The 25,855-nt window shown below is 49.6% G+C and carries 20 protein-coding genes and 1 pseudogene; all 21 read right to left on the reverse strand.

Going from position 1 to position 25,855, the window contains the following annotated elements; translation table 11 throughout:
- Positions 1-108: 108 nt before the first annotated feature.
- The gene (locus WCY20_RS08230) at positions 109-9,828 is read right to left on the reverse strand and encodes an Ig-like domain-containing protein (protein ID WP_345974244.1); all 9,720 of its coding nucleotides are present in this window, start codon (positions 9,826-9,828) and stop codon (positions 109-111) included.
- Positions 9,828-10,262: pseudogene (locus WCY20_RS08235) on the reverse strand (Ig-like domain-containing protein); the annotation flags it as partial. The pseudogene WCY20_RS08235 and the gene WCY20_RS08230, both read right to left, overlap by 1 nt.
- Positions 10,263-10,280: 18 nt before the next feature.
- The gene (locus tag WCY20_RS08240; protein WP_345974246.1) at positions 10,281-10,418 is read right to left on the reverse strand and encodes a hypothetical protein; all 138 of its coding nucleotides are present in this window, start codon (positions 10,416-10,418) and stop codon (positions 10,281-10,283) included.
- Positions 10,415-11,239: an Ig-like domain-containing protein gene (locus WCY20_RS08245; protein WP_345974248.1), complete on the reverse strand. Its 825-nt coding sequence runs from the start codon at positions 11,237-11,239 to the stop codon at positions 10,415-10,417. Before WCY20_RS08245 ends, WCY20_RS08240 begins: the two co-directional genes overlap by 4 nt.
- Positions 11,240-11,265: 26 nt before the next feature.
- A complete protein-coding gene (locus tag WCY20_RS08250) occupies positions 11,266-11,820 on the reverse strand; it encodes an Ig-like domain-containing protein (protein ID WP_345974249.1) in 555 nt (184 codons plus the stop codon).
- Positions 11,766-12,173 carry an Ig-like domain-containing protein gene (locus WCY20_RS08255; RefSeq protein ID WP_345974251.1) on the reverse strand — a complete coding sequence of 136 codons (408 nt, stop codon included), beginning with the start codon at positions 12,171-12,173 and terminating at the stop codon, positions 11,766-11,768. Before WCY20_RS08255 ends, WCY20_RS08250 begins: the two co-directional genes overlap by 55 nt.
- A 26-nt stretch (positions 12,174-12,199) precedes the next feature.
- Positions 12,200-12,712 carry an Ig-like domain-containing protein gene (locus tag WCY20_RS08260; RefSeq protein WP_345978239.1) on the reverse strand — a complete coding sequence of 171 codons (513 nt, stop codon included), beginning with the start codon at positions 12,710-12,712 and terminating at the stop codon, positions 12,200-12,202.
- The gene (locus WCY20_RS08265; protein ID WP_345974253.1) at positions 12,703-16,425 is read right to left on the reverse strand and encodes an Ig-like domain-containing protein; all 3,723 of its coding nucleotides are present in this window, start codon (positions 16,423-16,425) and stop codon (positions 12,703-12,705) included. Before WCY20_RS08265 ends, WCY20_RS08260 begins: the two co-directional genes overlap by 10 nt.
- A 3-nt stretch (positions 16,426-16,428) precedes the next feature.
- Entirely contained in the window at positions 16,429-16,758 is a 330-nt protein-coding gene (locus WCY20_RS08270; RefSeq protein ID WP_345974254.1) for an Ig-like domain-containing protein, read from the reverse strand.
- Between the two features lie 233 nt (positions 16,759-16,991).
- Complete coding sequence (locus tag WCY20_RS08275) at positions 16,992-17,252, reverse strand: hypothetical protein (protein WP_345974256.1); 261 nt, start codon at positions 17,250-17,252, stop codon at positions 16,992-16,994.
- Positions 17,253-17,368: 116 nt separating this feature from the next.
- The gene (locus WCY20_RS08280) at positions 17,369-17,638 is read right to left on the reverse strand and encodes a hypothetical protein (protein ID WP_345974258.1); all 270 of its coding nucleotides are present in this window, start codon (positions 17,636-17,638) and stop codon (positions 17,369-17,371) included.
- Complete coding sequence (locus tag WCY20_RS08285; protein WP_345974260.1) at positions 17,639-18,085, reverse strand: Ig-like domain-containing protein; 447 nt, start codon at positions 18,083-18,085, stop codon at positions 17,639-17,641.
- Positions 18,086-18,368: 283 nt separating this feature from the next.
- Complete coding sequence (locus WCY20_RS08290; RefSeq protein WP_345974261.1) at positions 18,369-18,710, reverse strand: hypothetical protein; 342 nt, start codon at positions 18,708-18,710, stop codon at positions 18,369-18,371.
- 19 nt (positions 18,711-18,729) lie between these two features.
- Positions 18,730-18,879: a hypothetical protein gene (locus WCY20_RS08295; RefSeq protein WP_345974263.1), complete on the reverse strand. Its 150-nt coding sequence runs from the start codon at positions 18,877-18,879 to the stop codon at positions 18,730-18,732.
- A gap of 33 nt (positions 18,880-18,912) precedes the next feature.
- Positions 18,913-19,110, reverse strand: coding sequence for a hypothetical protein (locus tag WCY20_RS08300; protein ID WP_345974265.1), 198 nt, complete (start codon positions 19,108-19,110; stop codon positions 18,913-18,915).
- Between the two features lie 117 nt (positions 19,111-19,227).
- Entirely contained in the window at positions 19,228-19,419 is a 192-nt protein-coding gene (locus tag WCY20_RS08305; RefSeq protein WP_345978288.1) for a hypothetical protein, read from the reverse strand.
- Positions 19,343-19,633 carry an Ig-like domain-containing protein gene (locus tag WCY20_RS08310; RefSeq protein WP_345974267.1) on the reverse strand — a complete coding sequence of 97 codons (291 nt, stop codon included), beginning with the start codon at positions 19,631-19,633 and terminating at the stop codon, positions 19,343-19,345. Before WCY20_RS08310 ends, WCY20_RS08305 begins: the two co-directional genes overlap by 77 nt.
- Before the next feature lie 26 nt (positions 19,634-19,659).
- Entirely contained in the window at positions 19,660-21,681 is a 2,022-nt protein-coding gene (locus WCY20_RS08315; RefSeq protein WP_345974269.1) for an Ig-like domain-containing protein, read from the reverse strand.
- 92 nt (positions 21,682-21,773) lie between these two features.
- Complete coding sequence (locus tag WCY20_RS08320) at positions 21,774-22,364, reverse strand: response regulator transcription factor (RefSeq protein ID WP_345974271.1); 591 nt, start codon at positions 22,362-22,364, stop codon at positions 21,774-21,776.
- The gene (locus WCY20_RS08325; RefSeq protein ID WP_345974273.1) at positions 22,364-23,704 is read right to left on the reverse strand and encodes an HlyD family type I secretion periplasmic adaptor subunit; all 1,341 of its coding nucleotides are present in this window, start codon (positions 23,702-23,704) and stop codon (positions 22,364-22,366) included. The genes WCY20_RS08320 and WCY20_RS08325 overlap by 1 nt, the downstream gene beginning before the upstream one ends.
- A complete protein-coding gene (locus tag WCY20_RS08330; RefSeq protein WP_345974274.1) occupies positions 23,685-25,850 on the reverse strand; it encodes a type I secretion system permease/ATPase in 2,166 nt (721 codons plus the stop codon). Before WCY20_RS08330 ends, WCY20_RS08325 begins: the two co-directional genes overlap by 20 nt.
- Between the last annotated feature and the right edge of the window lie 5 nt (positions 25,851-25,855).

The following is a 25,855-nucleotide window of genomic DNA, read 5'->3' on the forward strand; positions in this document are numbered from 1 at the left end:
TCATTTTCCTGTTTCTTAAATGTACGGTGATTATAGTAGAGTGTCTCTTCTGTTCTCATTGCTATATAAGAGAGAGAAGAGGCTCAAAAGAGCCTCTAAGAGAAACTCTTAAAGAGCAGTATTGTTCACATTATCGTCAATAGTCAAGGTGATACTGTCTGATGTTGTGTCATTTGAGTAGACGTACGTCGCTGTACCGTCGCCGTTATCTTCATTCCCAACATTAATTGCATCTTGCGTCCATCCACTCTTATCTACTGCTGCGACACTGTCAGAAGCATCGCCGGTAATAGTCAACGTATTGTTACTGTCTGTCATGGTCAAGATATCATCGAGTGACAGGTTCACAATCGCATGATCACCACTGGTTAGATCGATCTGCTCAATATTTGACAAATGATTGGCTATATTGGCATCGGAGAAGTCGAGATTTATATCGGCTTCAATGGTGATGGTGTCACTGCCCAGACCGCCATCTACAATATCGCCTGTACCGTATACTACGCTATCGTCTAATGAACCACCTATCGTTGTAGTGACTTCATTCCCAAGACTGTCTGTCGATGTAACCGAAGATGTTATCGCATCTTTCTCTGCCGTAGTCAACATATCCGTAGAGGTTATCGAAACAACGGCCGCACCGTTTTCATCAAGTGTCGCAGAATAGCTTCCATCGCCATTCTGCACGATTTCGATTCCGTTACTGTCTTGAAGTGTCACACCTGTTGGAATATTTGTAAGCGTGACATCTGACAGTGTTCCGCTGTTGCCCAGCAACTCTGCATTTAAAGCCAAGTCGTATTTATAGAGATCTGCATTTACTTTAAAATCTAAAATGTCAAAACTTCTATCTGCGTCAGAAATAATTTCAACACTGTCAAATGCAACACCGGGATCAACAGTAAATGAATGTTGTTGATTATTTCCACCAGTAGTGGCAGCATCTAGTTCTATTGTATAGACAACTGTCGTCCCCTGTCTAAAAATGATTCTACCTTCATCTCTGTTATCTCTATAATTATCAATTTCAATTGTTACTGTTTTTCCATCTGCCCCAAAAGAGCTATAAGTATGCGTATCGCCATTATTACTGTATGCATAGTCAGTTGTGTCCTGATAAATAACCGTATCCGTAAGAACTGTTCCATTATCGATACTCATCGTCAAAGCATTATCAGCAATCGTAAGAACTGAGACAGCGATATCTTTAGTTGTGGTATTGCCATCATTATCCGTAACCGATACGCTGATCGTATCACTGCCCAGATAGCCGCTGTCCGGCGTATAGATAATATCGCCGTTTGTTTCGAGTATAACGGTACCGTGTGTTGCTGTCAAGGTTGAGCTGTCGATCGTACCGTCGACATCTTTAGCAGTACCGATGACTTGGGTCGTGTTTTCAACCACAGTTGTATCTGTTTCTAAGATGTATGGCATTCCTCCCGGAGGGTTAATACCGATGGTCAATGTCGAACTGCTGGTGTCACCGTCGGCATCGATGACACTGTATTCAATACTTTCAGTCTCTCTGACCGTCTGTTCGCCTGATGCCGTATACGTGTAGTCACCCGTATCGACATTGATGACAAATTTTCCGTTCAAAGCAGTTTCAATAGTCAATTCGTATGTAACACTGTCATAGGTACTGTTATCAACACCTGTAACTGATATAGTGTTGGCAACACTGTCGTAAGTATACGTACTTCCATCTATTGTAATGGACTCAATATAACCGCCGTCGGCACCAAAACCGACATTCGTTCCAATGCCACCGCCTGAAACGATTCCACCGCTCGAAGCATCAATGACCGAATCACGTAACACAGGTGGAAGGTCATTTGCATTTGCCACAACGACCCCGTCTGTATCAACAGGTGTAACGCCGTCGTATGCTATTGGATCAATATTGGCCTGCGAAGCACCTGTTCCCATTCCATAAACAAAGGCGTTCACATCATTTAGATCCAAGAAAGTCGTCCAGATAGACTCCTCTGCTGTTCCAATTTCATGCCCCCATGTAGGAGCGCCATCTGTTAAGAAATAGGTAACATTTTGTCCGTCGACTATTTTTCCTGCCGTATCATAAGTACTCATGGTTTGGGTCAAGGCAGTGTCATAATATGTACCACCACCCATATCAGCATCTGTCAAACCGTTGACGTAGGCAGTAGCTTCAGCAACCGTCATCCATACTTCACCGTTGCTCTGATAAGTCGTTGCACTGTCCGAGAAGGTCACTATACTGACTTTTACATCTCCAAGGTTCGCATACTTGTTTAGCATGTCAGTAACTGCTGTTTGCATAATGGCCAATGCCGTTGTCGTTCCGCCATTTCCGTCATCAATAGCAAAGGCCATTGAACCTGAAAAATCAAGAATCAGCTGGATATTGGTATCGACTGATGGAAGGACGATCTCATTAGTGGCATCAGATGTCACAGGAGCATCGTCAGCTATAGCAACACCTATATATCCAGTTGTCGTACCATCACTGTACTCAAAGATATCGCTGTCATCTACCCCTTCAGTCGTTGCACCCGTCAATGTATACGTATATGAGTTATCTGCCGTATCGACCACAAGTTCACCATGTGCCGATGTTACGGTAATCAGACCACCTGCATCAGCAACGACACCATTAACAGAGACGACACTTGATTCTAAAATACCGCTAGAGACCAATGCCGTTGCATCCGGAGCTGTTCCATTAGCTAAATTCCCTTCATCCATACTGATGAACACATCAACAGGGGTAGAGTTTACAACATGAGCCGTTGCACTGGCCGTATCGCCATTACTGCTTTCTGTGGCTGTGGCAGTTACACTGTAGTTAAAGTCACCGGTATAGCCTTCAGGAAGAACAGCTTGAAGATCAGTTAAGTTATCGCCCGCAGCTAAAGCAATGATCCAGTTTCCGCTAGCGGTATCCAATGCACCTCTTGAGAACGTAGTTCCTTCTGGGAAAGCAGAAAGAACGATAGTCAAGGATTCTGAACCATCTGTGTCTGCCAAATCAACATTGAGTGCCATATCGATAGTAGTCACGACAGGGTACACACCGCCATCACTGCCTGCGGTCATCTCAAATGCTTCATAATCTGAAATATCGGCTGTACTTGAATAAATGTTGAAATTCGTAGTATCCAATGGTACCGTAGCACCGCCGTTCACGCTGACATTGATAGACATGTCACCCTGTCCACTGTCATTATAAACATATGTTTCCAGAGTGTAATATCCAGATTGTGTCGCAGTAAATGTACCTGTTGTTGTAATCGTGCCGCTACCTTGAGCTGCACCAGTTACAACAGCACTTGTATCGTACGTTCCCCAGGAATCGCCTGTCGTCTCAACCAACACCTGGCCACCGAGTTCAATATATAACGAATCATCATAGTACCCCTCTAAAGATATCGTTGTTCCAGCTTCCAGGTAGATCAGCCCGGTAGTGACTTCTATACTGTCAGTTGCAAGATCATCAGCTGCTGCAGCATCCATACCTGTGCTATACGGCTGAGTCACTGTGACAGTAGAATCAGCTGTCAAGCCATCCGTGATAGTCTCTAATTGGTTACTGTCGACTGTACCGAAAGTTTGATTTAGATATATCTCTTTGGTGAGACCCACACTTACAGGTGGAACATACGTACTTTCAATCGCAGTACCAATCGTAATCACTGGTGTATCTGCAACAGCTGTTACAGTGATGTCCAACGTATCCGAACTTCCTGAATTTAAGGTGTACGTTACTTCAGGTACTGAACCGCTATAGTCGGCTGCTGGAATAAACTCATACGAGCCATCTGTACCCATTGTCAATGTACCTACACCAGCGATTGTCGCCGTATCTGTACCGGCGGTATAAACTGTTGTATCCCCTGCCACTGTAAAGGTCGCTACCGATAGTGCAGTATCGACATCACTATCATTACTCAACACACCGTTTGCAGCTGTAATTGTCAATGTCGTATCTTCGTTTGTGCTACCAGTATCTGAAACTGTCGTGGTAGCATCATCGACCGGAGTAACTGTTATCGTTAATGTACCAATATCTGTCAGTGTGCCATCAGTTACCGTGTAATCCACTGTATCTGTACCGCTAAAATTGAGCGCCGGTGTATAAGTGTAAGAGCCATCAGTGGCAATAACGATCTCTCCGCCTTGAGCTGTTGTGAAGGTACCGGCTACAACAGTTAACGCATCGCCGTCTAAGTCTGTATCGTTAGCATCTAAATCAATGGTTGAAGTAAATGATGTATCTTCAGTGGCTGTAATGGCATCATCGACGGCGACCGGTGCATTATCATTACTATTACTCTCATTGAGTGTAATAGCAGCGGTTGTCTCATTACCTGCTGCATCAGTAGCAACGACATCATATGTACTGCTGTTTGGCGCTGTTTCGTAATCATTGATTCCTGAAGCCGCGCCAGCTGCTGTGATTGAGATCTCACCGGTATTATTAATGGCATAGAAGCCATCTGCTGAAAGTTGTGTACCCGTTGCAGCGAAGGTGTACCCTGTTACAGCGACATTATCTGTTCCCACTACAGTGGCTACTATTGCATTCGTTACTTGGTTCTCAACATAAGTAAATGTTTGATCTGTCACTACTGGAAGAGTGGTATCGACTGTGTACGTCTCTGTATCAGTGGCACTACCAGGGTTACCAGCGGCATCTGTCGTTGCCACACTGGCACTGACAGTTGTATCAGCTGCTAGGTCTGACCCCGCGACATTGATTGAGAAGTGACCAGCTGCATCGACAGTGCCAGTTGAGTCGACACCATTGACAGTGACTGTCACTGTATCGCCTGTGTTGAACTCGCCGCCCACTACACCAGTGATCGCAATGTTTTGACCCGACTCAGCTGCATTGATCACATCATCAGCCGTGATATTAGCATCTAGAGTGATGGTTGGGACTGGAAGAGTGGTATCGACTGTGTACGTCTCTGTATCAGTGGCACTACCAGGGTTACCAGCGGCATCTGTCGTTGCCACACTGGCACTGACAGTTGTATCAGCTGCTAGGTCTGACCCCGCGACATTGATTGAGAAGTGACCAGCTGCATCGACAGTGCCAGTTGAGTCGACACCATTGACAGTGACTGTCACTGTATCGCCTGTGTTGAACTCGCCGCCCACTACACCAGTGATCGCAATGTTTTGACCCGACTCAGCTGCATTGATCACATCATCAGCCGTGATATTAGCATCTAGAGTGATGGTTGGGACTGGAAGAGTGGTATCGACTGTGTACGTCTCTGTATCAGTGGCACTACCAGGGTTACCAGCGGCATCTGTCGTTGCCACACTGGCACTGACAGTTGTATCAGCTGCTAGGTCTGACCCCGCGACATTGATTGAGAAGTGACCAGCTGCATCGACAGTGCCAGTTGAGTCGACACCATTGACAGTGACTGTCACTGTATCGCCTGTGTTGAACTCGCCGCCCACTACACCAGTGATCGCAATGTTTTGACCCGACTCAGCTGCATTGATCACATCATCAGCCGTGATATTAGCATCTAGAGTGATGGTTGGGACTGGAAGAGTGGTATCGACTGTGTACGTCTCTGTATCAGTGGCACTACCAGGGTTACCAGCGGCATCTGTCGTTGCCACACTGGCACTGACAGTTGTATCAGCTGCTAGGTCTGACCCCGCGACATTGATTGAGAAGTGACCAGCTGCATCGACAGTGCCAGTTGAGTCGACACCATTGACAGTGACTGTCACTGTATCGCCTGTGTTGAACTCGCCGCCCACTACACCAGTGATCGCAATGTTTTGACCCGACTCAGCTGCATTGATCACATCATCAGCCGTGATATTAGCATCTAGAGTGATGGTTGGGACTGGAAGAGTGGTATCGACTGTGTACGTCTCTGTATCAGTGGCACTACCAGGGTTACCAGCGGCATCTGTCGTTGCCACACTGGCACTGACAGTTGTATCAGCTGCTAGGTCTGACCCCGCGACATTGATTGAGAAGTGACCAGCTGCATCGACAGTGCCAGTTGAGTCGACACCATTGACAGTGACTGTCACTGTATCGCCTGTGTTGAACTCGCCGCCCACTACACCAGTGATCGCAATGTTTTGACCCGACTCAGCTGCATTGATCACATCATCAGCCGTGATATTAGCATCTAGAGTGATGGTTGGGACTGGAAGAGTGGTATCGACTGTGTACGTCTCTGTATCAGTGGCACTACCAGGGTTACCAGCGGCATCTGTCGTTGCCACACTGGCACTGACAGTTGTATCAGCTGCTAGGTCTGACCCCGCGACATTGATTGAGAAGTGACCAGCTGCATCGACAGTGCCAGTTGAGTCGACACCATTGACAGTGACTGTCACTGTATCGCCTGTGTTGAACTCGCCGCCCACTACACCAGTGATCGCAATGTTTTGACCCGACTCAGCTGCATTGATCACATCATCAGCCGTGATATTAGCATCTAGAGTGATGGTTGGGACTGGAAGAGTGGTATCGACTGTGTACGTCTCTGTATCAGTGGCACTACCAGGGTTACCAGCGGCATCTGTCGTTGCCACACTGGCACTGACAGTTGTATCAGCTGCTAGGTCTGACCCCGCGACATTGATTGAGAAGTGACCAGCTGCATCGACAGTGCCAGTTGAGTCGACACCATTGACAGTGACTGTCACTGTATCGCCTGTGTTGAACTCGCCGCCCACTACACCAGTGATCGCAATGTTTTGACCCGACTCAGCTGCATTGATCACATCATCAGCCGTGATATTAGCATCTAGAGTGATGGTTGGGACTGGAAGAGTGGTATCGACTGTGTACGTCTCTGTATCAGTGGCACTACCAGGGTTACCAGCGGCATCTGTCGTTGCCACACTGGCACTGACAGTTGTATCAGCTGCTAGGTCTGACCCCGCGACATTGATTGAGAAGTGACCAGCTGCATCGACAGTGCCAGTTGAGTCGACACCATTGACAGTGACTGTCACTGTATCGCCTGTGTTGAACTCGCCGCCCACTACACCAGTGATCGCAATGTTTTGACCCGACTCAGCTGCATTGATCACATCATCAGCCGTGATATTAGCATCTAGAGTGATGGTTGGGACTGGAAGAGTGGTATCGACTGTGTACGTCTCTGTATCAGTGGCACTACCAGGGTTACCAGCGGCATCTGTCGTTGCCACACTGGCACTGACAGTTGTATCAGCTGCTAGGTCTGACCCCGCGACATTGATTGAGAAGTGACCAGCTGCATCGACAGTGCCAGTTGAGTCGACACCATTGACAGTGACTGTCACTGTATCGCCTGTGTTGAACTCGCCGCCCACTACACCAGTGATCGCAATGTTTTGACCCGACTCAGCTGCATTGATCACATCATCAGCCGTGATATTAGCATCTAGAGTGATGGTTGGGACTGGAAGAGTGGTATCGACTGTGTACGTCTCTGTATCAGTGGCACTACCAGGGTTACCAGCGGCATCTGTCGTTGCCACACTGGCACTGACAGTTGTATCAGCTGCTAGGTCTGACCCCGCGACATTGATTGAGAAGTGACCAGCTGCATCGACAGTGCCAGTTGAGTCGACACCATTGACAGTGACTGTCACTGTATCGCCTGTGTTGAACTCGCCGCCCACTACACCAGTGATCGCAATGTTTTGACCCGACTCAGCTGCATTGATCACATCATCAGCCGTGATATTAGCATCTAGAGTGATGGTTGGGACTGGAAGAGTGGTATCGACTGTGTACGTCTCTGTATCAGTGGCACTACCAGGGTTACCAGCGGCATCTGTCGTTGCCACACTGGCACTGACAGTTGTATCAGCTGCTAGGTCTGACCCCGCGACATTGATTGAGAAGTGACCAGCTGCATCGACAGTGCCAGTTGAGTCGACACCATTGACAGTGACTGTCACTGTATCGCCTGTGTTGAACTCGCCGCCCACTACACCAGTGATCGCAATGTTTTGACCCGACTCAGCTGCATTGATCACATCATCAGCCGTGATATTAGCATCTAGAGTGATGGTTGGGACTGGAAGAGTGGTATCGACTGTGTACGTCTCTGTATCAGTGGCACTACCAGGGTTACCAGCGGCATCTGTCGTTGCCACACTGGCACTGACAGTTGTATCAGCTGCTAGGTCTGACCCCGCGACATTGATTGAGAAGTGACCAGCTGCATCGACAGTGCCAGTTGAGTCGACACCATTGACAGTGACTGTCACTGTATCGCCTGTGTTGAACTCGCCGCCCACTACACCAGTGATCGCAATGTTTTGACCCGACTCAGCTGCATTGATCACATCATCAGCCGTGATATTAGCATCTAGAGTGATGGTTGGGACTGGAAGAGTGGTATCGACTGTGTACGTCTCTGTATCAGTGGCACTACCAGGGTTACCAGCGGCATCTGTCGTTGCCACACTGGCACTGACAGTTGTATCAGCTGCTAGGTCTGACCCCGCGACATTGATTGAGAAGTGACCAGCTGCATCGACAGTGCCAGTTGAGTCGACACCATTGACAGTGACTGTCACTGTATCGCCTGTGTTGAACTCGCCGCCCACTACACCAGTGATCGCAATGTTTTGACCCGACTCAGCTGCATTGATCACATCATCAGCCGTGATATTAGCATCTAGAGTGATGGTTGGGACTGGAAGAGTGGTATCGACTGTGTACGTCTCTGTATCAGTGGCACTACCAGGGTTACCAGCGGCATCTGTCGTTGCCACACTGGCACTGACAGTTGTATCAGCTGCTAGGTCTGACCCCGCGACATTGATTGAGAAGTGACCAGCTGCATCGACAGTGCCAGTTGAGTCGACACCATTGACAGTGACTGTCACTGTATCGCCTGTGTTGAACTCGCCGCCCACTACACCAGTGATCGCAATGTTTTGACCCGACTCAGCTGCATTGATCACATCATCAGCCGTGATATTAGCATCTAGAGTGATGGTTGGGACTGGAAGAGTGGTATCGACTGTGTACGTCTCTGTATCAGTGGCACTACCAGGGTTACCAGCGGCATCTGTCGTTGCCACACTGGCACTGACAGTTGTATCAGCTGCTAGGTCTGACCCCGCGACATTGATTGAGAAGTGACCAGCTGCATCGACAGTGCCAGTTGAGTCGACACCATTGACAGTGACTGTCACTGTATCGCCTGTGTTGAACTCGCCGCCCACTACACCAGTGATCGCAATGTTTTGACCCGACTCAGCTGCATTGATCACATCATCAGCCGTGATATTAGCATCTAGAGTGATGGTTGGGACTGGAAGAGTGGTATCGACTGTGTACGTCTCTGTATCAGTGGCACTACCAGGGTTACCAGCGGCATCTGTCGTTGCCACACTGGCACTGACAGTTGTATCAGCTGCTAGGTCTGACCCCGCGACATTGATTGAGAAGTGACCAGCTGCATCGACAGTGCCAGTTGAGTCGACACCATTGACAGTGACTGTCACTGTATCGCCTGTGTTGAACTCGCCGCCCACTACACCAGTGATCGCAATGTTTTGACCCGACTCAGCTGCATTGATCACATCATCAGCCGTGATATTAGCATCTAGAGTGATGGTTGGGACTGGAAGAGTGGTATCGACTGTGTACGTCTCTGTATCAGTGGCACTACCAGGGTTACCAGCGGCATCTGTCGTTGCCACACTGGCACTGACAGTTGTATCAGCTGCTAGGTCTGACCCCGCGACATTGATTGAGAAGTGACCAGCTGCATCGACAGTGCCAGTTGAGTCGACACCATTGACAGTGACTGTCACTGTATCGCCTGTGTTGAACTCGCCGCCCACTACACCAGTGATCGCAATGTTTTGACCGACTCAGCTGCATTGATCACATCATCAGCCGTGATATTAGCATCTAGAGTGATGGTTGGGACTGGAAGAGTGGTATCGACTGTGTACGTCTCTGTATCAGTGGCACTACCAGGGTTACCAGCGGCATCTGTCGTTGCCACACTGGCACTGACAGTTGTATCAGCTGCTAGGTCTGACCCCGCGACATTGATTGAGAAGTGACCAGCTGCATCGACAGTGCCAGTTGAGTCGACACCATTGACAGTGACTGTCACTGTATCGCCTGTGTTGAACTCGCCGCCCACTACACCAGTGATCGCAATGTTTTGACCCGACTCAGCTGCATTGATCACATCATCAGCCGTGATATTAGCATCTAGAGTGATGGTTGGGACTGGAAGAGTGGTATCGACTGTGTACGTCTCTGTATCAGTGGCACTACCAGGTTACCAGCGGCATCTGTCGTTGCCACACTGGCACTGACAGTTGTATCCTGCTAGGTCTGACCCCGCGACATTGATTGAGAAGTGACCAGCTGCATCGACAGTGCCAGTTGAGTCGACACCATTGACAGTGACTGTCACTGTATCGCCTGTGTTGAACTCGCCGCCACTACACCAGTGATCGCAATGTTTTGACCCGACTCAGCTGCATTGATCACATCATCAGCCGTGATATTAGCATCTAGAGTGATGGTTGGGACTGGAAGAGTGGTATCGACTGTGTACGTCTCTGTATCAGTGGCACTACCAGGGTTACCAGCGGCATCTGTCGTTGCCACACTGGCACTGACAGTTGTATCAGCTGCTAGGTCTGACCCCGCGACATTGATTGAGAAGTGACCAGCTGCATCGACAGTGCCAGTTGAGTCGACACCATTGACAGTGACTGTCACTGTATCGCCTGTGTTGAACTCGCCGCCCACTACACCAGTGATCGCAATGTTTTGACCCGACTCAGCTGCATTGATCACATCATCAGCCGTGATATTAGCATCTAGAGTGATGGTTGGGACTGGAAGAGTGGTATCGACTGTGTACGTCTCTGTATCAGTGGCACTACCAGGGTTACCAGCGGCATCTGTCGTTGCCACACTGGCACTGACAGTTGTATCAGCTGCTAGGTCTGACCCCGCGACATTGATTGAGAAGTGACCAGCTGCATCGACAGTGCCAGTTGAGTCGACACCATTGACAGTGACTGTCACTGTATCGCCTGTGTTGAACTCGCCGCCCACTACACCAGTGATCGCAATGTTTTGACCCGACTCAGCTGCATTGATCACATCATCAGCCGTGATATTAGCATCTAGAGTGATGGTTGGGACTGGAAGAGTGGTATCGACTGTGTACGTCTCTGTATCAGTGGCACTACCAGGGTTACCAGCGGCATCTGTCGTTGCCACACTGGCACTGACAGTTGTATCAGCTGCTAGGTCTGACCCCGGACATTGATTGAGAAGTGACCAGCTGCATCGACAGTGCCAGTTGAGTCGACACCATTGACAGTGACTGTCACTGTATCGCCTGTGTTGAACTCGCCGCCCACTACACCAGTGATCGCAATGTTTTGACCCGACTCAGCTGCATTGATCACATCATCAGCCGTGATATTAGCATCTAGAGTGATGGTTGGGACTGGAAGAGTGGTATCGACTGTGTACGTCTCTGTATCAGTGGCACTACCAGGGTTACCAGCGGCATCTGTCGTTGCCACACTGGCACTGACAGTTGTATCAGCTGCTAGGTCTGACCCCGCGACATTGATTGAGAAGTGACCAGCTGCATCGACAGTGCCAGTTGAGTCGACACCATTGACAGTGACTGTCACTGTATCGCCTGTGTTGAACTCGCCGCCCACTACACCAGTGATCGCAATGTTTTGACCCGACTCAGCTGCATTGATCACATCATCAGCCGTGATATTAGCATCTAGAGTGATGGTTGGGACTGGAAGAGTGGTATCGACTGTGTACGTCTCATGCATACAGGGCTACCAGGGTTACCAGCGGCATCTGTCGTTGCCACACTGGCACTGACAGTTGTATCAGCTGCTAGGTCTGACCCCGCGACATTGATTGAGAAGTGACCAGCTGCATCGACAGTGCCAGTTGAGTCGACACCATTGACAGTGACTGTCACTGTATCGCCTGTGTTGAACTCGCCGCCCACTACACCAGTGATCGCAATGTTTTGACCCGACTCAGCTGCATTGATCACATCATCAGCCGTGATATTAGCATCTAGAGTGATGGTTGGGACTGGAAGAGTGGTATCGACTGTGTACGTCTCTGTATCAGTGGCACTACCAGGGTTACCAGCGGCATCTGTCGTTGCCACACTGGCACTGACAGTTGTATCAGCTGCTAGGTCTGACCCCCCGCGACATTGATTGAGAAGTGACCAGCTGCATCGACAGTGCCAGTTGAGTCGACACCATTGACAGTGACTGTCACTGTATCGCCTGTGTTGAACTCGCCGCCCACTACACCAGTGATCGCAATGTTTTGACCCGACTCAGCTGCATTGATCACATCATCAGCCGTGATATTAGCATCTAGAGTGATGGTTGGGACTGGAAGAGTGGTATCGACTGTGTACGTCTCTGTATCAGTGGCACTACCAGGGTTACCAGCGGCATCTGTCGTTGCCACACTGGCACTGACAGTTGTATCAGCTGCTAGGTCTGACCCCGCGACATTGATTGAGAAGTGACCAGCTGCATCGACAGTGCCAGTTGAGTCGACACCATTGACAGTGACTGTCACTGTATCGCCTGTGTTGAACTCGCCGCCCACTACACCAGTGATCGCAATGTTTTGACCCGACTCAGCTGCATTGATCACATCATCAGCCGTGATATTAGCATCTAGAGTGATGGTTGGGACTGGAAGAGTGGTATCGACTGTGTAGTCGTCTCTGTATCAGTGGCACTACCAGGGTTACCAGCGGCATCTGTCGTTGCCACACTGGCACTGACAGTTGTATCAGCTGCTAGGTCTGACCCCGCGACATTGATTGAGAAGTGACCAGCTGCATCGACAGTGCCAGTTGAGTCGACACCATTGACAGTGACTGTCACTGTATCGCCTGTGTTGAACTCGCCGCCCACTACACCAGTGATCGCAATGTTTTGACCCGACTCAGCTGCATTGATCACATCATCAGCCGTGATATTAGCATCTAGAGTGATGGTTGGGACTGGAAGAGTGGTATCGACTGTGTACGTCTCTGTATCAGTGGCACTACCAGGGTTACCAGCGGCATCTGTCGTTGCCACACTGGCACTGACAGTTGTATCAGCTGCTAGGTCTGACCCCGCGACATTGATTGAGAAGTGACCAGCTGCATCGACAGTGCCAGTTGAGTCGACACCATTGACAGTGACTGTCACTGTATCGCCTGTGTTGAACTCGCCGCCCACTACACCAGTGATCGCAATGTTTTGACCCGACTCAGCTGCATTGATCACATCATCAGCCGTGATATTAGCATCTAGAGTGATGGTTGGGACTGGAAGAGTGGTATCGACTGTGTACGTCTCTGTATCAGTGGCACTACCAGGGTTACCAGCGGCATCTGTCGTTGCCACACTGGCACTGACAGTTGTATCAGCTGCTAGGTCTGACCCCGCGACATTGATTGAGAAGTGACCAGCTGCATCGACAGTGCCAGTTGAGTCGACACCATTGACAGTGACTGTCACTGTATCGCCTGTGTTGAACTCGCCGCCCACTACACCAGTGATCGCAATGTTTTGACCCGACTCAGCTGCATTGATCACATCATCAGCCGTGATATTAGCATCTAGAGTGATGGTTGGGACTGGAAGAGTGGTATCGACTGTGTACGTCTCTGTATCAGTGGCACTACCAGGGTTACCAGCGGCATCTGTCGTTGCCACACTGGCACTGACAGTTGTATCAGCTGCTAGGTCTGACCCCGCGACATTGATTGAGAAGTGACCAGCTGCATCGACAGTGCCAGTTGAGTCGACACCATTGACAGTGACTGTCACTGTATCGCCTGTGTTGAACTCGCCGCCCACTACACCAGTGATCGCAATGTTTTGACCCGACTCAGCTGCATTGATCACATCATCAGCCGTGATATTAGCATCTAGAGTGATGGTTGGGACTGGAAGAGTGGTATCGACTGTGTACGTCTCTGTATCAGTGGCACTACCAGGGTTACCAGCGGCATCTGTCGTTGCCACACTGGCACTGACAGTTGTATCAGCTGCTAGGTCTGACCCCGCGACATTGATTGAGAAGTGACCAGCTGCATCGACAGTGCCAGTTGAGTCGACACCATTGACAGTGACTGTCACTGTATCGCCTGTGTTGAACTCGCCGCCCACTACACCAGTGATCGCAATGTTTTGACCCGACTCAGCTGCATTGATCACATCATCAGCCGTGATATTAGCATCTAGAGTGATGGTTGGGACTGGAAGAGTGGTATCGACTGTGTACGTCTCTGTATCAGTGGCACTACCAGGGTTACCAGCGGCATCTGTCGTTGCCACACTGGCACTGACAGTTGTATCAGCTGCTAGGTCTGACCCCGCGACATTGATTGAGAAGTGACCAGCTGCATCGACAGTGCCAGTTGAGTCGACACCATTGACAGTGACTGTCACTGTATCGCCTGTGTTGAACTCGCCGCCCACTACACCAGTGATCGCAATGTTTTGACCCGACTCAGCTGCATTGATCACATCATCAGCCGTGATATTAGCATCTAGAGTGATGGTTGGGACTGGAAGAGTGGTATCGACTGTGTACGTCTCTGTATCAGTGGCACTACCAGGGTTACCAGCGGCATCTGTCGTTGCCACACTGGCACTGACAGTTGTATCAGCTGCTAGGTCTGACCCCGCGACATTGATTGAGAAGTGACCAGCTGCATCGACAGTGCCAGTTGAGTCGACACCATTGACAGTGACTGTCACTGTATCGCCTGTGTTGAACTCGCCGCCCACTACACCAGTGATCGCAATGTTTTGACCCGACTCAGCTGCATTGATCACATCATCAGCCGTGATATTAGCATCTAGAGTGATGGTTGGGACTGGAAGAGTGGTATCGACTGTGTACGTCTCTGTATCAGTGGCACTACCAGGGTTACCAGCGGCATCTGTCGTTGCCACACTGGCACTGACAGTTGTATCAGCTGCTAGGTCTGACCCCGCGACATTGATTGAGAAGTGACCAGCTGCATCGACAGTGCCAGTTGAGTCGACACCATTGACAGTGACTGTCACTGTATCGCCTGTGTTGAACTCGCCGCCCACTACACCAGTGATCGCAATGTTTTGACCCGACTCAGCTGCATTGATCACATCATCAGCCGTGATATTAGCATCTAGAGTGATGGTTGGGACTGGAAGAGTGGTATCGACTGTGTACGTCTCTGTATCAGTGGCACTACCAGGGTTACCAGCGGCATCTGTCGTTGCCACACTGGCACTGACAGTTGTATCAGCTGCTAGGTCTGACCCCGCGACATTGATTGAGAAGTGACCAGCTGCATCGACAGTGCCAGTTGAGTCGACACCATTGACAGTGACTGTCACTGTATCGCCTGTGTTGAACTCGCCGCCCACTACACCAGTGATCGCAATGTTTTGACCCGACTCAGCTGCATTGATCACATCATCAGCCGTGATATTAGCATCTAGAGTGATGGTTGGGACTGGAAGAGTGGTATCGACTGTGTACGTCTCTGTATCAGTGGCACTACCAGGGTTACCAGCGGCATCTGTCGTTGCCACACTGGCACTGACAGTTGTATCAGCTGCTAGGTCTGACCCCGCGACATTGATTGAGAAGTGACCAGCTGCATCGACAGTGCCAGTTGAGTCGACACCATTGACAGTGACTGTCACTGTATCGCCTGTGTTGAACTCGCCGCCCACTACACCAGTGATCGCAATGTTTTGACCCGACTCAGCTGCATTGATCACATCATCAGCCGTGATATTAGCATCTAGAGTGATGGTTGGGACTGGAAGAGTGGTATCGACTGTGTACGTCTCTGTATCAGTGGCACTACCAGGGTTACCAGCGGCATCTGTCGTTGCCACACTGGCACTGACAGTTGTATCAGCTGCTAGGTCTGACCCCGCGACATTGATTGAGAAGTGACCAGCTGCATCGACAGTGCCAGTTGAGTCGACACCATTGACAGTGACTGTCACTGTATCGCCTGTGTTGAACTCGCCGCCCACTACACCAGTGATCGCAATGTTTTGACCCGACTCAGCTGCATTGATCACATCATCAGCCGTGATATTAGCATCTAGAGTGATGGTTGGGACTGGAAGAGTGGTATCGACTGTGTACGTCTCTGTATCAGTGGCACTACCAGGGTTACCAGCGGCATCTGTCGTTGCCACACTGGCACTGACAGTTGTATCAGCTGCTAGGTCTGACCCGCGACATTGATTGAGAAGTGACCAGCTGCATCGACAGTGCCAGTTGAGTCGACACCATTGACAGTGACTGTCACTGTATTCGCCTGTGTTGAACTCGCCGCCCACTACACCAGTGATCGCAATGTTTTGACCCGACTCAGCTGCATTGATCACTCATCAGCCGTGATTTACATCTAGAGTGATGGTTGGGACTGGAAGAGTGGTATCGACTGTGTACGTCTCTGTATCAGTGGCACTACCAGGGTTACCAGCGGCATCTGTCGTTGCCACACTGGCACTGACAGTTGTATCAGCTGCTAGGTCTGACCCCGCGACATTGATTGAGAAGTGACCAGCTGCATCGACAGTGCCAGTTGAGTCGACACCATTGACAGTGACTGTCACTGTATCGCCTGTGTTGAACTCGCCGCCCACTACACCAGTGATCGCAATGTTTTGACCCGACTCAGCTGCATTGATCACATCATCAGCCGTGATTATTAGCATCTAGAGTGATGGTTGGGACTGGAAAGTGGTATCGACTGTGTACGTCTCTTATCAGTGGCACTACCAGGGTTACCAGCGGCATCTGTCGTTGCCACACTGGCACTGACAGTTGTATCAGCTGCTAGGTCTGACCCCGCGACATTGATTGAGAAGTGACCAGCTGCATCGACAGTGCCAGTTGAGTCGACACTTGACAGTGACTGTCACTGTATCGCCTGTGTGAACGCCGCCCACTACACCAGTGATCGCAATGTTTGACCCGACTCAGCTGCATTGATCACATCATCAGCCGTGATATTAGCATCTAGAGTGATGGTTGGGACTGGAAGAGTGGTATCGACTGTGTACGTCTCTGTATCAGTGGCACTACCAGGGTTACCAGCGGCATCTGTCGTTGCCACACTGGCACTGACAGTTGTATCAGCTGCTAGGTCTGACCCACATTGATTGAGAAGTGACCAGCTGCATCGACAGTGCAGTTGAGTCGACACCATTGACAGTGACTGTCACTGTATCGCCTTGTTGAACTCGCCGCCCACTACACCAGTGATCGCAATGTTTTGACCCGACTCAGCTGCATTGATCACATCATCAGCCGTGATATTAGCATCTAGAGTGATGGTTGGGACTGGAAGAGTGGAATCGACTGTGTACGTCTCTGTATCAGTGGCACTACCAGGTTACCAGCGGCATCTGTCGTTGCCACACTGGCACTGACAGTTGTATCAGCTGCTAGGTCTGACCCCGCGACATTGATTGAGAAGTGACCAGCTGCATCGACAGTGCCAGTTGAGTCGACACCATTGACAGTGACTGTCACTGTATCGCCCTGTGTTGAACTCGCCGCCACTACACCAGTGATCGCAATGTTTGACTCCACTCAGCATGCATTGATCACATCATCAGCCGTGATATTAGCATCTAGAGTGATGGTTGGGACTGGATGAGTGGTATCGACTGTGTACGTCTCTGTATCAGTGGCACTACCAGGGTTACCAGCGGCATCTGTCGTTGCCACTCTGGCACTGACAGTTGTATCAGCTGCTAGGTCTGACCCCGCGACATTGATTGAGAAGTGACCAGCTGCATCGACAGTGCCAGTTGAGTCGACACCATTGACAGTGACTTCACTGTATCGCCTGTGTTGAACTCGCCGCCCACTACACATGATCGCAATGTTTTGACCCGACTCAGCTGCATTGATCACATCATCAGCCGTGATATTAGCATCTAGAGTGATGGTTGGGACTGGAAGAGTGGTATCGACTGTGTACGTCTCTGTATCAGTGGCACTACCAGGGTTACCAGCGGCATCTGTCGTTGCCACACTGGCACTGACAGTTGTATCACTGCTAGGTCTGACCCCGCGACATTGATTGAAAGTGACCCTGCATCGACAGTGCCAGTTGAGTCGACACCATTGACAGTGACTGTCACTGTATCGCCTGTGTTGAACTCGTCCGCCCACTACCCAGTGATCGCAATGTTTTGACCCGACTCAGCTGCATTGATCACATCATCAGCCGTGATATTAGCATCTAGAGTGATGGTGTGGGACTGGAAGAGTGGTATCGACTGTGTACGTCTCTCGTATCAGTGGCACTACCAGGTTACCAGCGGCATCTGTCGTTGCCACACTGGCACTGACAGTTTTGATCAGCTGCTAGGTCTGGACCCCGCGACATTGATTGAGAAGTGACCAGCTGCATCGACAGTGCCAGTTGAGTCGACACCCATTGACAGTGACTGTCACTGTATCGCCTGTGTTGAACTCGCCCGCCCACTACACCAGTGATCGCAATGTTTTGACCCGACTCAGCTGCATTGATCACATCATCAGCCGTGATATTAACATCTAGAGTGATGGTTGGGACTGGAAGAGTGGTATCGACTGTGTACGTCTCTGTATCAGTGGCACTACCAGGGTTACCAGCGGCATCTGTCGTTGCCACACTGGCACTGACAGTTGTATCATGCTAGGTCTGACCCCGCGACATTGATTGAGAAGTGACCAGCTGATCGACAGTGCATTGAGTCGACACCATTGACAGTGACTGTCACTGTATCGCCTGTGTTGAACTCGCCGCCCACTACACCAGTGATCGCAATGTTTTGACCCACTCAGCTGCATTGATCACATCATCAGCCGTGATATTAGCATCTAGAGATGGTTGGGACTGGAAGAGTGGTATCGACTGTGTACGTCTCTGTATCAGTGGCACTACCAGGGTTACCAGCGGCATCTGTCGTTGCCACACTGGCACTGACAGTTGTATCAGCTGCTAGGTCTGACCCCGCGACATTGATTGAGAAGTGACCAGCTGCATCGACATGCCATTGAGTCGACACCATTGACAGTGACTGTCACTGTATCGCCTGTGTTGAACTCGCCGCCCACTACACCAGTGATCGCAATGTTTTGACCCGACACAGCTGCATTGATCACATCATCAGCCGTGATATTAGCATCTAGAGTGATGGTTGGGACTGGAAGAGTGGTATCGACTGTGTACGTCTCTGTATCAGTGCACTACCAGGGTTACCAGCGGCATCTGTCGTTGCCACACTGGCACTGACAGTTGTATCAGCTGCTATCTGACCCCGCGACATTGATTGAGAAGTGACCAGCTGCATCGACAGTGCCAGTTGAGTCGACACCATTGACAGTGACTGTCACTGTATCGCCTGTGTTGAACTCGCCGCCCACTACACCAGTGATCGCAATGTTTTGACCCGACTCAGCTGCATTGATCACATCATCAGCCGTGATATTAGCATCTAGAGTGATGGTTGGGACTGGAAGAGTGGTATCGACTGTGTACGTCTCTGTATCAGTGGCACTACCAGGGTTACCAGCGGCATCTGTCGTTGCCACACTGGCACTGACAGTTGTATCAGCTGCTAGGTCTGACCCGCGACATTGATTGAGAAGTGACCAGCTGCATCGACAGTGCCAGTTGAGTCGACACCATTGACAGTGACTGTCACTGTATCGCCTGTGTTGAACTCGCCGCCCACTACACCAGTGATCGCAATGTTTTGACCCGACTCAGCTGCATTGATCACATCATCAGCCGTGATATTAGCATCTAGAGTGATGGTTGGGACTGGAAGAGTGGTATCGACTGTGTACGTCTCTGTATCAGTGGCACTACCAGGGTTACCAGCGGCATCTGTCGTTGCCACACTGGCACTGACAGTTGTATCAGCTGCTAGGTCTGACCCCGCGACATTGATTGAGAAGTGACCAGCTGCATCGACAGTGCCAGTTGAGTCGACACCATTGACAGTGACTGTCACTGTATCGCCTGTGTTGAACTCGCCGCCCACTACACCAGTGATCGCAATGTTTTGACCCGACTCAGCTGCATTGATCACATCATCAGCCGTGATATTAGCATCTAGAGTGATGGTTGGGACTGGAAGAGTGGTATCGACTGTGTACGTCTCTGTATCAGTGGCACTACCAGGGTTACCAGCGGCATCTGTCGTTGCCACACTGGCACTGACAGTTGTATCAGCTGCTAGGTCTGACCCCGCGACATTGATTGAGAAGTGACCAGCTGCATCGACAGTGCCAGTTGAGTCGACACCATTGACAGTGACTGTCACTGTATCGCCTGTGTTGAACTCGCCGCCCACTACACCAGTGATCGCAATGTTTTGACCCGACTCAGCTGCATTGATCACATCATCAGCCGTGATATTAGCATCTAGAGTGATGGTTGGGACTGGAAGAGTGGTATCGACCACGACAGTGCCTGACCCTGTCCCTTCATTGCCAGCGACATCGGTGGCGCTGACTGCGACTGTTGTTGTGCCATCTGCCAGTGCGGCGACGGCATTATCAGCTAAGGTCCAGGTCCCATCCTCATTATTGACAGCTGTGTACTCCACGCCGCCAATCGTTACAACGACTGTGGCATTAGCATCATCGACTGTACCTGTCAGTTCTGGTGTTGTGTCATTAGTCAGTGGAATATCATTAACATCGACGACTGGTGCTGTTGTATCAAGTGTAAAGGTAATATCGGTGGCAGCTGAGGCGTTACCTGCTGGATCGACTTCTCTTACAGAGACGGTGTTGGCCCCTTCAGTGGCTGTTGGCGCTGTTGTGCTCCACGTTGTGCCACCATCTGTACTGTACTCAATTGTACTGGTCGCTTCATTTGGTGTGACAGTTAAGGCCCCATCATTGGTAATCAGATCAGCCGCTGTGCCGCTATCTGTCGTCAGTGCTACGACTGGTGCATTCGGTGCTGTGGTATCCGATGCTGTTGCATCGACAACAACAGGATTAACAACATCCGGGATAGGCTGCACTGTTTCAGTGGCTATGCTGACCGGTGGTACATAACTGTCTTCACGCAGATCACTGACAACGTCAACTGTCGGGTTATTTCGATCAAGAAGTACGCTTTCTTTATCGGTATTTTTTTGTGTCTCATCTTCACCGGCTTGCGTCTCTTCAGAGAAGCTGCTATCGCGGGTCTGAGTCTCAACATCGACAAGTTCGCCGCTTCGAGAAGCGATTACGACCTCGCCTTCATATTCGTTATCAGCGTTATCGTCGTCTTCCGCAGCACTGTCTTCATCAACAGTTTCTTCTTTCTCTTTTGAGACATTTTCAGTCAAAGCCAGTGCCGCTTCTATATTTTCCGGAGCGACCGCACCATCTATCGCATCGGCAGCATCAATAGTCGACGCATCAAAAAGCTGTTCGTATGATCCGTTCAGGACAATAGTGACACCTGATGACATTTTGATGACCATCGAATCTGATGCAGCATTGTCTTTATCACCGAATACGGTCATCCATTTGCTGATAATATCACCCTGCTGAAGCTCTATCACTTTGCCAGAAAGATCTTTGATATAAAATTTGCCGCTTGAAATATTGATCGTGCCGATAGTTTCTGCCATAAAAACAGCCTTAATTTATAGTGTTAGATATTTTAGTAAAAAAGAGACTAAAATACTATTGTCCCTAGGGACAGTGGCGGTATAAAGGCAGTTTATTTTAGAAGCAGCGCAAGCCCTAATCGGTCTTTAACGTTGAGTTTTGCATATATATTTTGCGCGTGTGCTTTCACGGTTCTGGGCGTGATGTTCAGTTTGTCGGCTACCGTTTTATAGATGTCACCCTCTTTAAGCAAAAGAGCGACCTCGCGTTCACGATCGCTCAACTTCTCCAGGTACAGTTCAGGATCATTCTTCGAACCGCCATCCATCTGTGTAATAAGCTGCGTCGTAAATTCCGGATAGAGCCAGACCATATCGTCTTGCAGTGTCTCAACGGCTGCAACCAGGAAGTGACCCCGCATCAATGTATTGCCATAGCCTTTTGCACCCCAGCGTAAAAGCTGCTTCGCCGTTGCAAAATCAGGGACGCGATGCAGGATCAAAACACGGTTGCTGTTCTGTGTAAGTTGTTGTAAAAGCGTCTGTGGCTCCCCTTGGCATGCCGAATAGTTTATAATGACAATACAATTTGAAACTATCCTGAGGATCTCTAGTGAGTCAACGATCCGGCATGGTTTACCTAAAGCTTTCTGCCAATAATCGGTTAACGCCATATCATCGCTGTGGAGTACTATCTCTCTCATCAACGTTCCGTAAAGGTGTATTGTTTGGTTTTCAAAATTGGTTTTAAAATGTAATCCATCACACTTTTCTTACCGGTAATAATATCAACATTCACGGTCATCCCCGGAATGATCTTGAGTGGTTTTGATTCATCTCCAATATAGTTTTTGTCGGTTTTTATACGAATAGTATAAAAGGTATTATCATTCTGGTCGGTGATGGTATCGGCACTGATATGGACGACTTTTCCCTCAAGCCCGCCATAGATAGAAAAATCATAAGCTGAAAACTTTGCTATGGCCTTTTGACCGTAATAGATAAAGGCGATGTCTGAGGGCTTGATCTTCACTTCGACCAGCAGTGTCTGGTCACTTGGGACGATCTCGACAATATCGGCACCCGGTTTAATGACACCACCGACTGTATGCACGTAGAGAGTCTGGACGATCCCCTTCATCGGCGAACGGACGAGTGTCCGTTTTACCTGATCTTCAAGTGCAGTACTGGTGGCACGAATTCCGCGAAGCTCGGCAACGGCCTCATTCAAAGCACTCTTTGCTTCACTCTGAAAAAGAAACTTTGATTCTTCGATCTTGCTTTGCACCTCTTTGATGGCGGATTCCAGACGCGGGATGGAGAGATCGACCGCATTGTACCGCTCTTCGATCTCATTGCCCTCACGCTGAAGTTTTAAGAAGTCGACTTTCGATCGAACCCCTTTCGCCACCATAGGTTTCGTCATTCGGATCTCTTTGGTGATCATCGCCAACGATGATTTTAGATGCACCTTATGTGTTTTAGCTTCCGAAAGTTCTTGCTGACGCTGCACCAGTTGCTCTTTTAGCGTGGTGATCTTTGAGTTCAACTGCTGCATATTGGTCCGGTAAAGACTCTCTTCATTGGCTATCAACTCCTTCATGCACTCACGCACGGAAGCATTGACCTCAAAATTCCTGCCGCTGGCTTCAGCCTGGAGACGGATAATTCTTGCTTCAAGCGCATTTGCCTTTATCTCGTTGGAGCTGAAGCTTGATTCCGACTTTTGGTTATCGATCTTGACCAACAGCTGCCCGACCTCGACGTGTTCGCCCTCATTGACCAGGATCTCTTCTACGATACCGCCTTCAAGGTTTTGGATCATCTGGTTTTCACTGCTGGGAATAATCTCGCCTTCTCCTCTGACGATCTCGTCTATTTGGGCGAAAGAGGCCCATACTATAGCCGTCATAACAGTGAAGACCCAGAAAAAAAGTATTATTCGCGACCGACGCGGTGTCACCTGTAAAACTGCCGCACTAAGGCTGTGCATAAACTCATAATCGCGTTTGGAGAGGTTTTTCTTAGGAGGCATCGCCATCATGACCTCCCTGAAGTTTGGCGATGACCTTTTGCTTCGGTCCATCCATAATGAGTTTGCCATGATGCATCACCATAATACGCTCCGTGATCTCAAGTACTGAGAACTTTTGTGTCACCAAGATCAACGTCTTCTCTTCCAGCTCCGATTTCAAACGGTTGATCAGTTCCGTTTCCGTCGTCTGGTCCATGGCATTTGTCGGCTCGTCCATCAAGACGATGGAACTGTTCTGCATCAAGGCTCTGGCAATACCGACACTCTGGCGCTGACCGCCGGAAAGCCCTGCACCGCGTTCGCCGATAGGCATCTCATAGCCTTTGGGATGGGTGTGGACAAAGGCATCCGTACCGCTCACCTGGGCAGCATGAATGACATCTTCATCATGAGGATGCCGCTCTGAAGAGATAATGTTCTCTTTTATGGTCCCTTTGAAAAGATTGACATCTTGAGGGACATAACTGATATTGCGGCGAAGATCAGCCGGATCGATCTGATTAATATCGATCCCGTCAATCAGAATACTGCCGCTGTCGGGCTCATATAAGCGCAGTATCAACTTGGCGATCGTACTTTTTCCGGAACCGATGCGCCCGATAAGAGCGATTTTTTCTCCTGGATTTATCGTAAAACTGACCTTGTCCAAGGCCAGGATATCGGCATCCGGATAGGTAAAACTCACCTCTTTGAACTCGATCTTTCCGGTAAATACGCTACGCTTCAAAAATGCCTTGCCCGCCGGGCGTTCAGCCGGCTGCGAGATGATATTGTTGATGGTGTCATAGGAGGCCCTCGCATCGGCATAGTTGGAGATGAGTCCGGCAGCCTGCCCCATCGGTGCGACCGTACGCGACGTCAGAATCACGACAGCGATCAACCCGCCCATCGTCAGTTCAAACTCTTTGATCAGGTAGACGCCGAAGACAACGACAAAGATCGTATTTAACTGAATAAACAGGTTGGTTATCGTCGGTATTGACGAGGAGAGCAGACGCGACTTCAGGTTTTTCTCGGCGATCTCCCCGGTCGACTCTTCCCACTCCCATTGGCGTTTCCCCGCCATGTTCATCGTTTTGACCGTCTCAATGTTCTGCAGTGTTTCGATCAGAACACCGTTTTTCTTCGCACTCGCTTCATGCGAGCTTTCTATGCTCTCCTGCAGAGGTTTACGGATCATCATGGCGTAAAAGAGAATTAAAAAAATCGTTATGATCGGTACAAGGACAAGCGGACCGCCGATATAGTAGATCACCAGTAAGAAGATAATGGCAAACGGCAGATCGATCATGGCCGTCATCGTTGCCGTCGTAAAGAAGGAGCGGATCGACTCGAAATCTTTTAGGTTATTGGCAAAGGAACCGACAGAACGCGGATGAACCGCCATCTTCAAATCCATCACCTTCTCAAAAATGATCGAGGACATGATGATGTCACTTTTTTTGCCGGCCAGCTCAAGCATATAGGCACGGGTGAACTTTAAAAACGAGTCCAGCAGATAGACAACGACGATGCCGATCGTAAAAACCAGCAGTGTCTCTTCGGCATTGTTTGGTATGACACGGTCATAGACATTCATCGTAAAGAGCGGCGTCGCCAGGACAAAGAGGTTGATCAGAAACGACGCCCATAGAACATCTCTATAGATGGGAAGTGAAAGCTTAAGCGTGCTCCAGAACCAGTGACGTCGTTCAGGTTGCAAAACACACGTGGCTTGATCGCTATATTCATACTCTTTTTTAAGCATGAAACCAAAGCCGAGGTACTCTTTTTCAAGCTCTTCAACGCTAACCCACTGCTCCAAACCGTCCCCTTCGGGATAAATGATCTTTACCTGGGAACGGTCATCGGAAAAACGGTCTAAAATACAGGCATTTTCATGGCTGAGCAGCAGGATCATCGGCAGCTGAAGCTGCAGCATATCGGCAATAGAACGTTCGATCAATGTGCTTTTCAGTCCGGCACGCCCTGCCGCACGGGAAAAAAGTGATTTTGACCGTTTCAGAGAGAAGAGTTCCTGTGTACCCTGTATATTATGGACCGGAAGCCCCGACATCAATGCTTCGGCGCTGAAAGGTTTATGAAACAGCTTGGTATAAAGCACCAGGGCATCCAACAGAGCGTCTTGTTTTATCGATAAAGTATTTTCGCTCAAATTTC

Origin of the sequence: Sulfurimonas sp. HSL3-7 (assembly GCF_039645985.1) — a bacterium.
Lineage (GTDB): Bacteria > Campylobacterota > Campylobacteria > Campylobacterales > Sulfurimonadaceae > Sulfonitrofixus > Sulfonitrofixus jiaomeiensis.

Excerpts from the sequence above, each read along its gene's own strand:
- WCY20_RS08250 (WP_345974249.1), bottom strand. The coding sequence starts at position 11,820 with ATGCATGAGACGTACACAGTCGATACCACTCTTCCAGTCCCAACCATC.
- WCY20_RS08270 (WP_345974254.1), bottom strand. The coding sequence starts at position 16,758 with ATGCTAATAATCACGGCTGATGATGTGATCAATGCAGCTGAGTCGGGT.
- WCY20_RS08275 (WP_345974256.1), bottom strand. The coding sequence starts at position 17,252 with ATGGTGTCGACTCAACTGCACTGTCGATGCAGCTGGTCACTTCTCAAT.
- WCY20_RS08300 (WP_345974265.1), bottom strand. The coding sequence starts at position 19,110 with ATGGTGTCGACTCAATGGCATGTCGATGCAGCTGGTCACTTCTCAATC.
- WCY20_RS08305 (WP_345978288.1), bottom strand. The coding sequence starts at position 19,419 with ATGGTGTCGACTCAACTGGCACTGTCGATGCAGCTGGTCACTTCTCAA.
- WCY20_RS08315 (WP_345974269.1), bottom strand. The coding sequence starts at position 21,681 with ATGGCAGAAACTATCGGCACGATCAATATTTCAAGCGGCAAATTTTAT.
- WCY20_RS08320 (WP_345974271.1), bottom strand. The coding sequence starts at position 22,364 with ATGAGAGAGATAGTACTCCACAGCGATGATATGGCGTTAACCGATTAT.
- WCY20_RS08325 (WP_345974273.1), bottom strand. The coding sequence starts at position 23,704 with ATGATGGCGATGCCTCCTAAGAAAAACCTCTCCAAACGCGATTATGAG.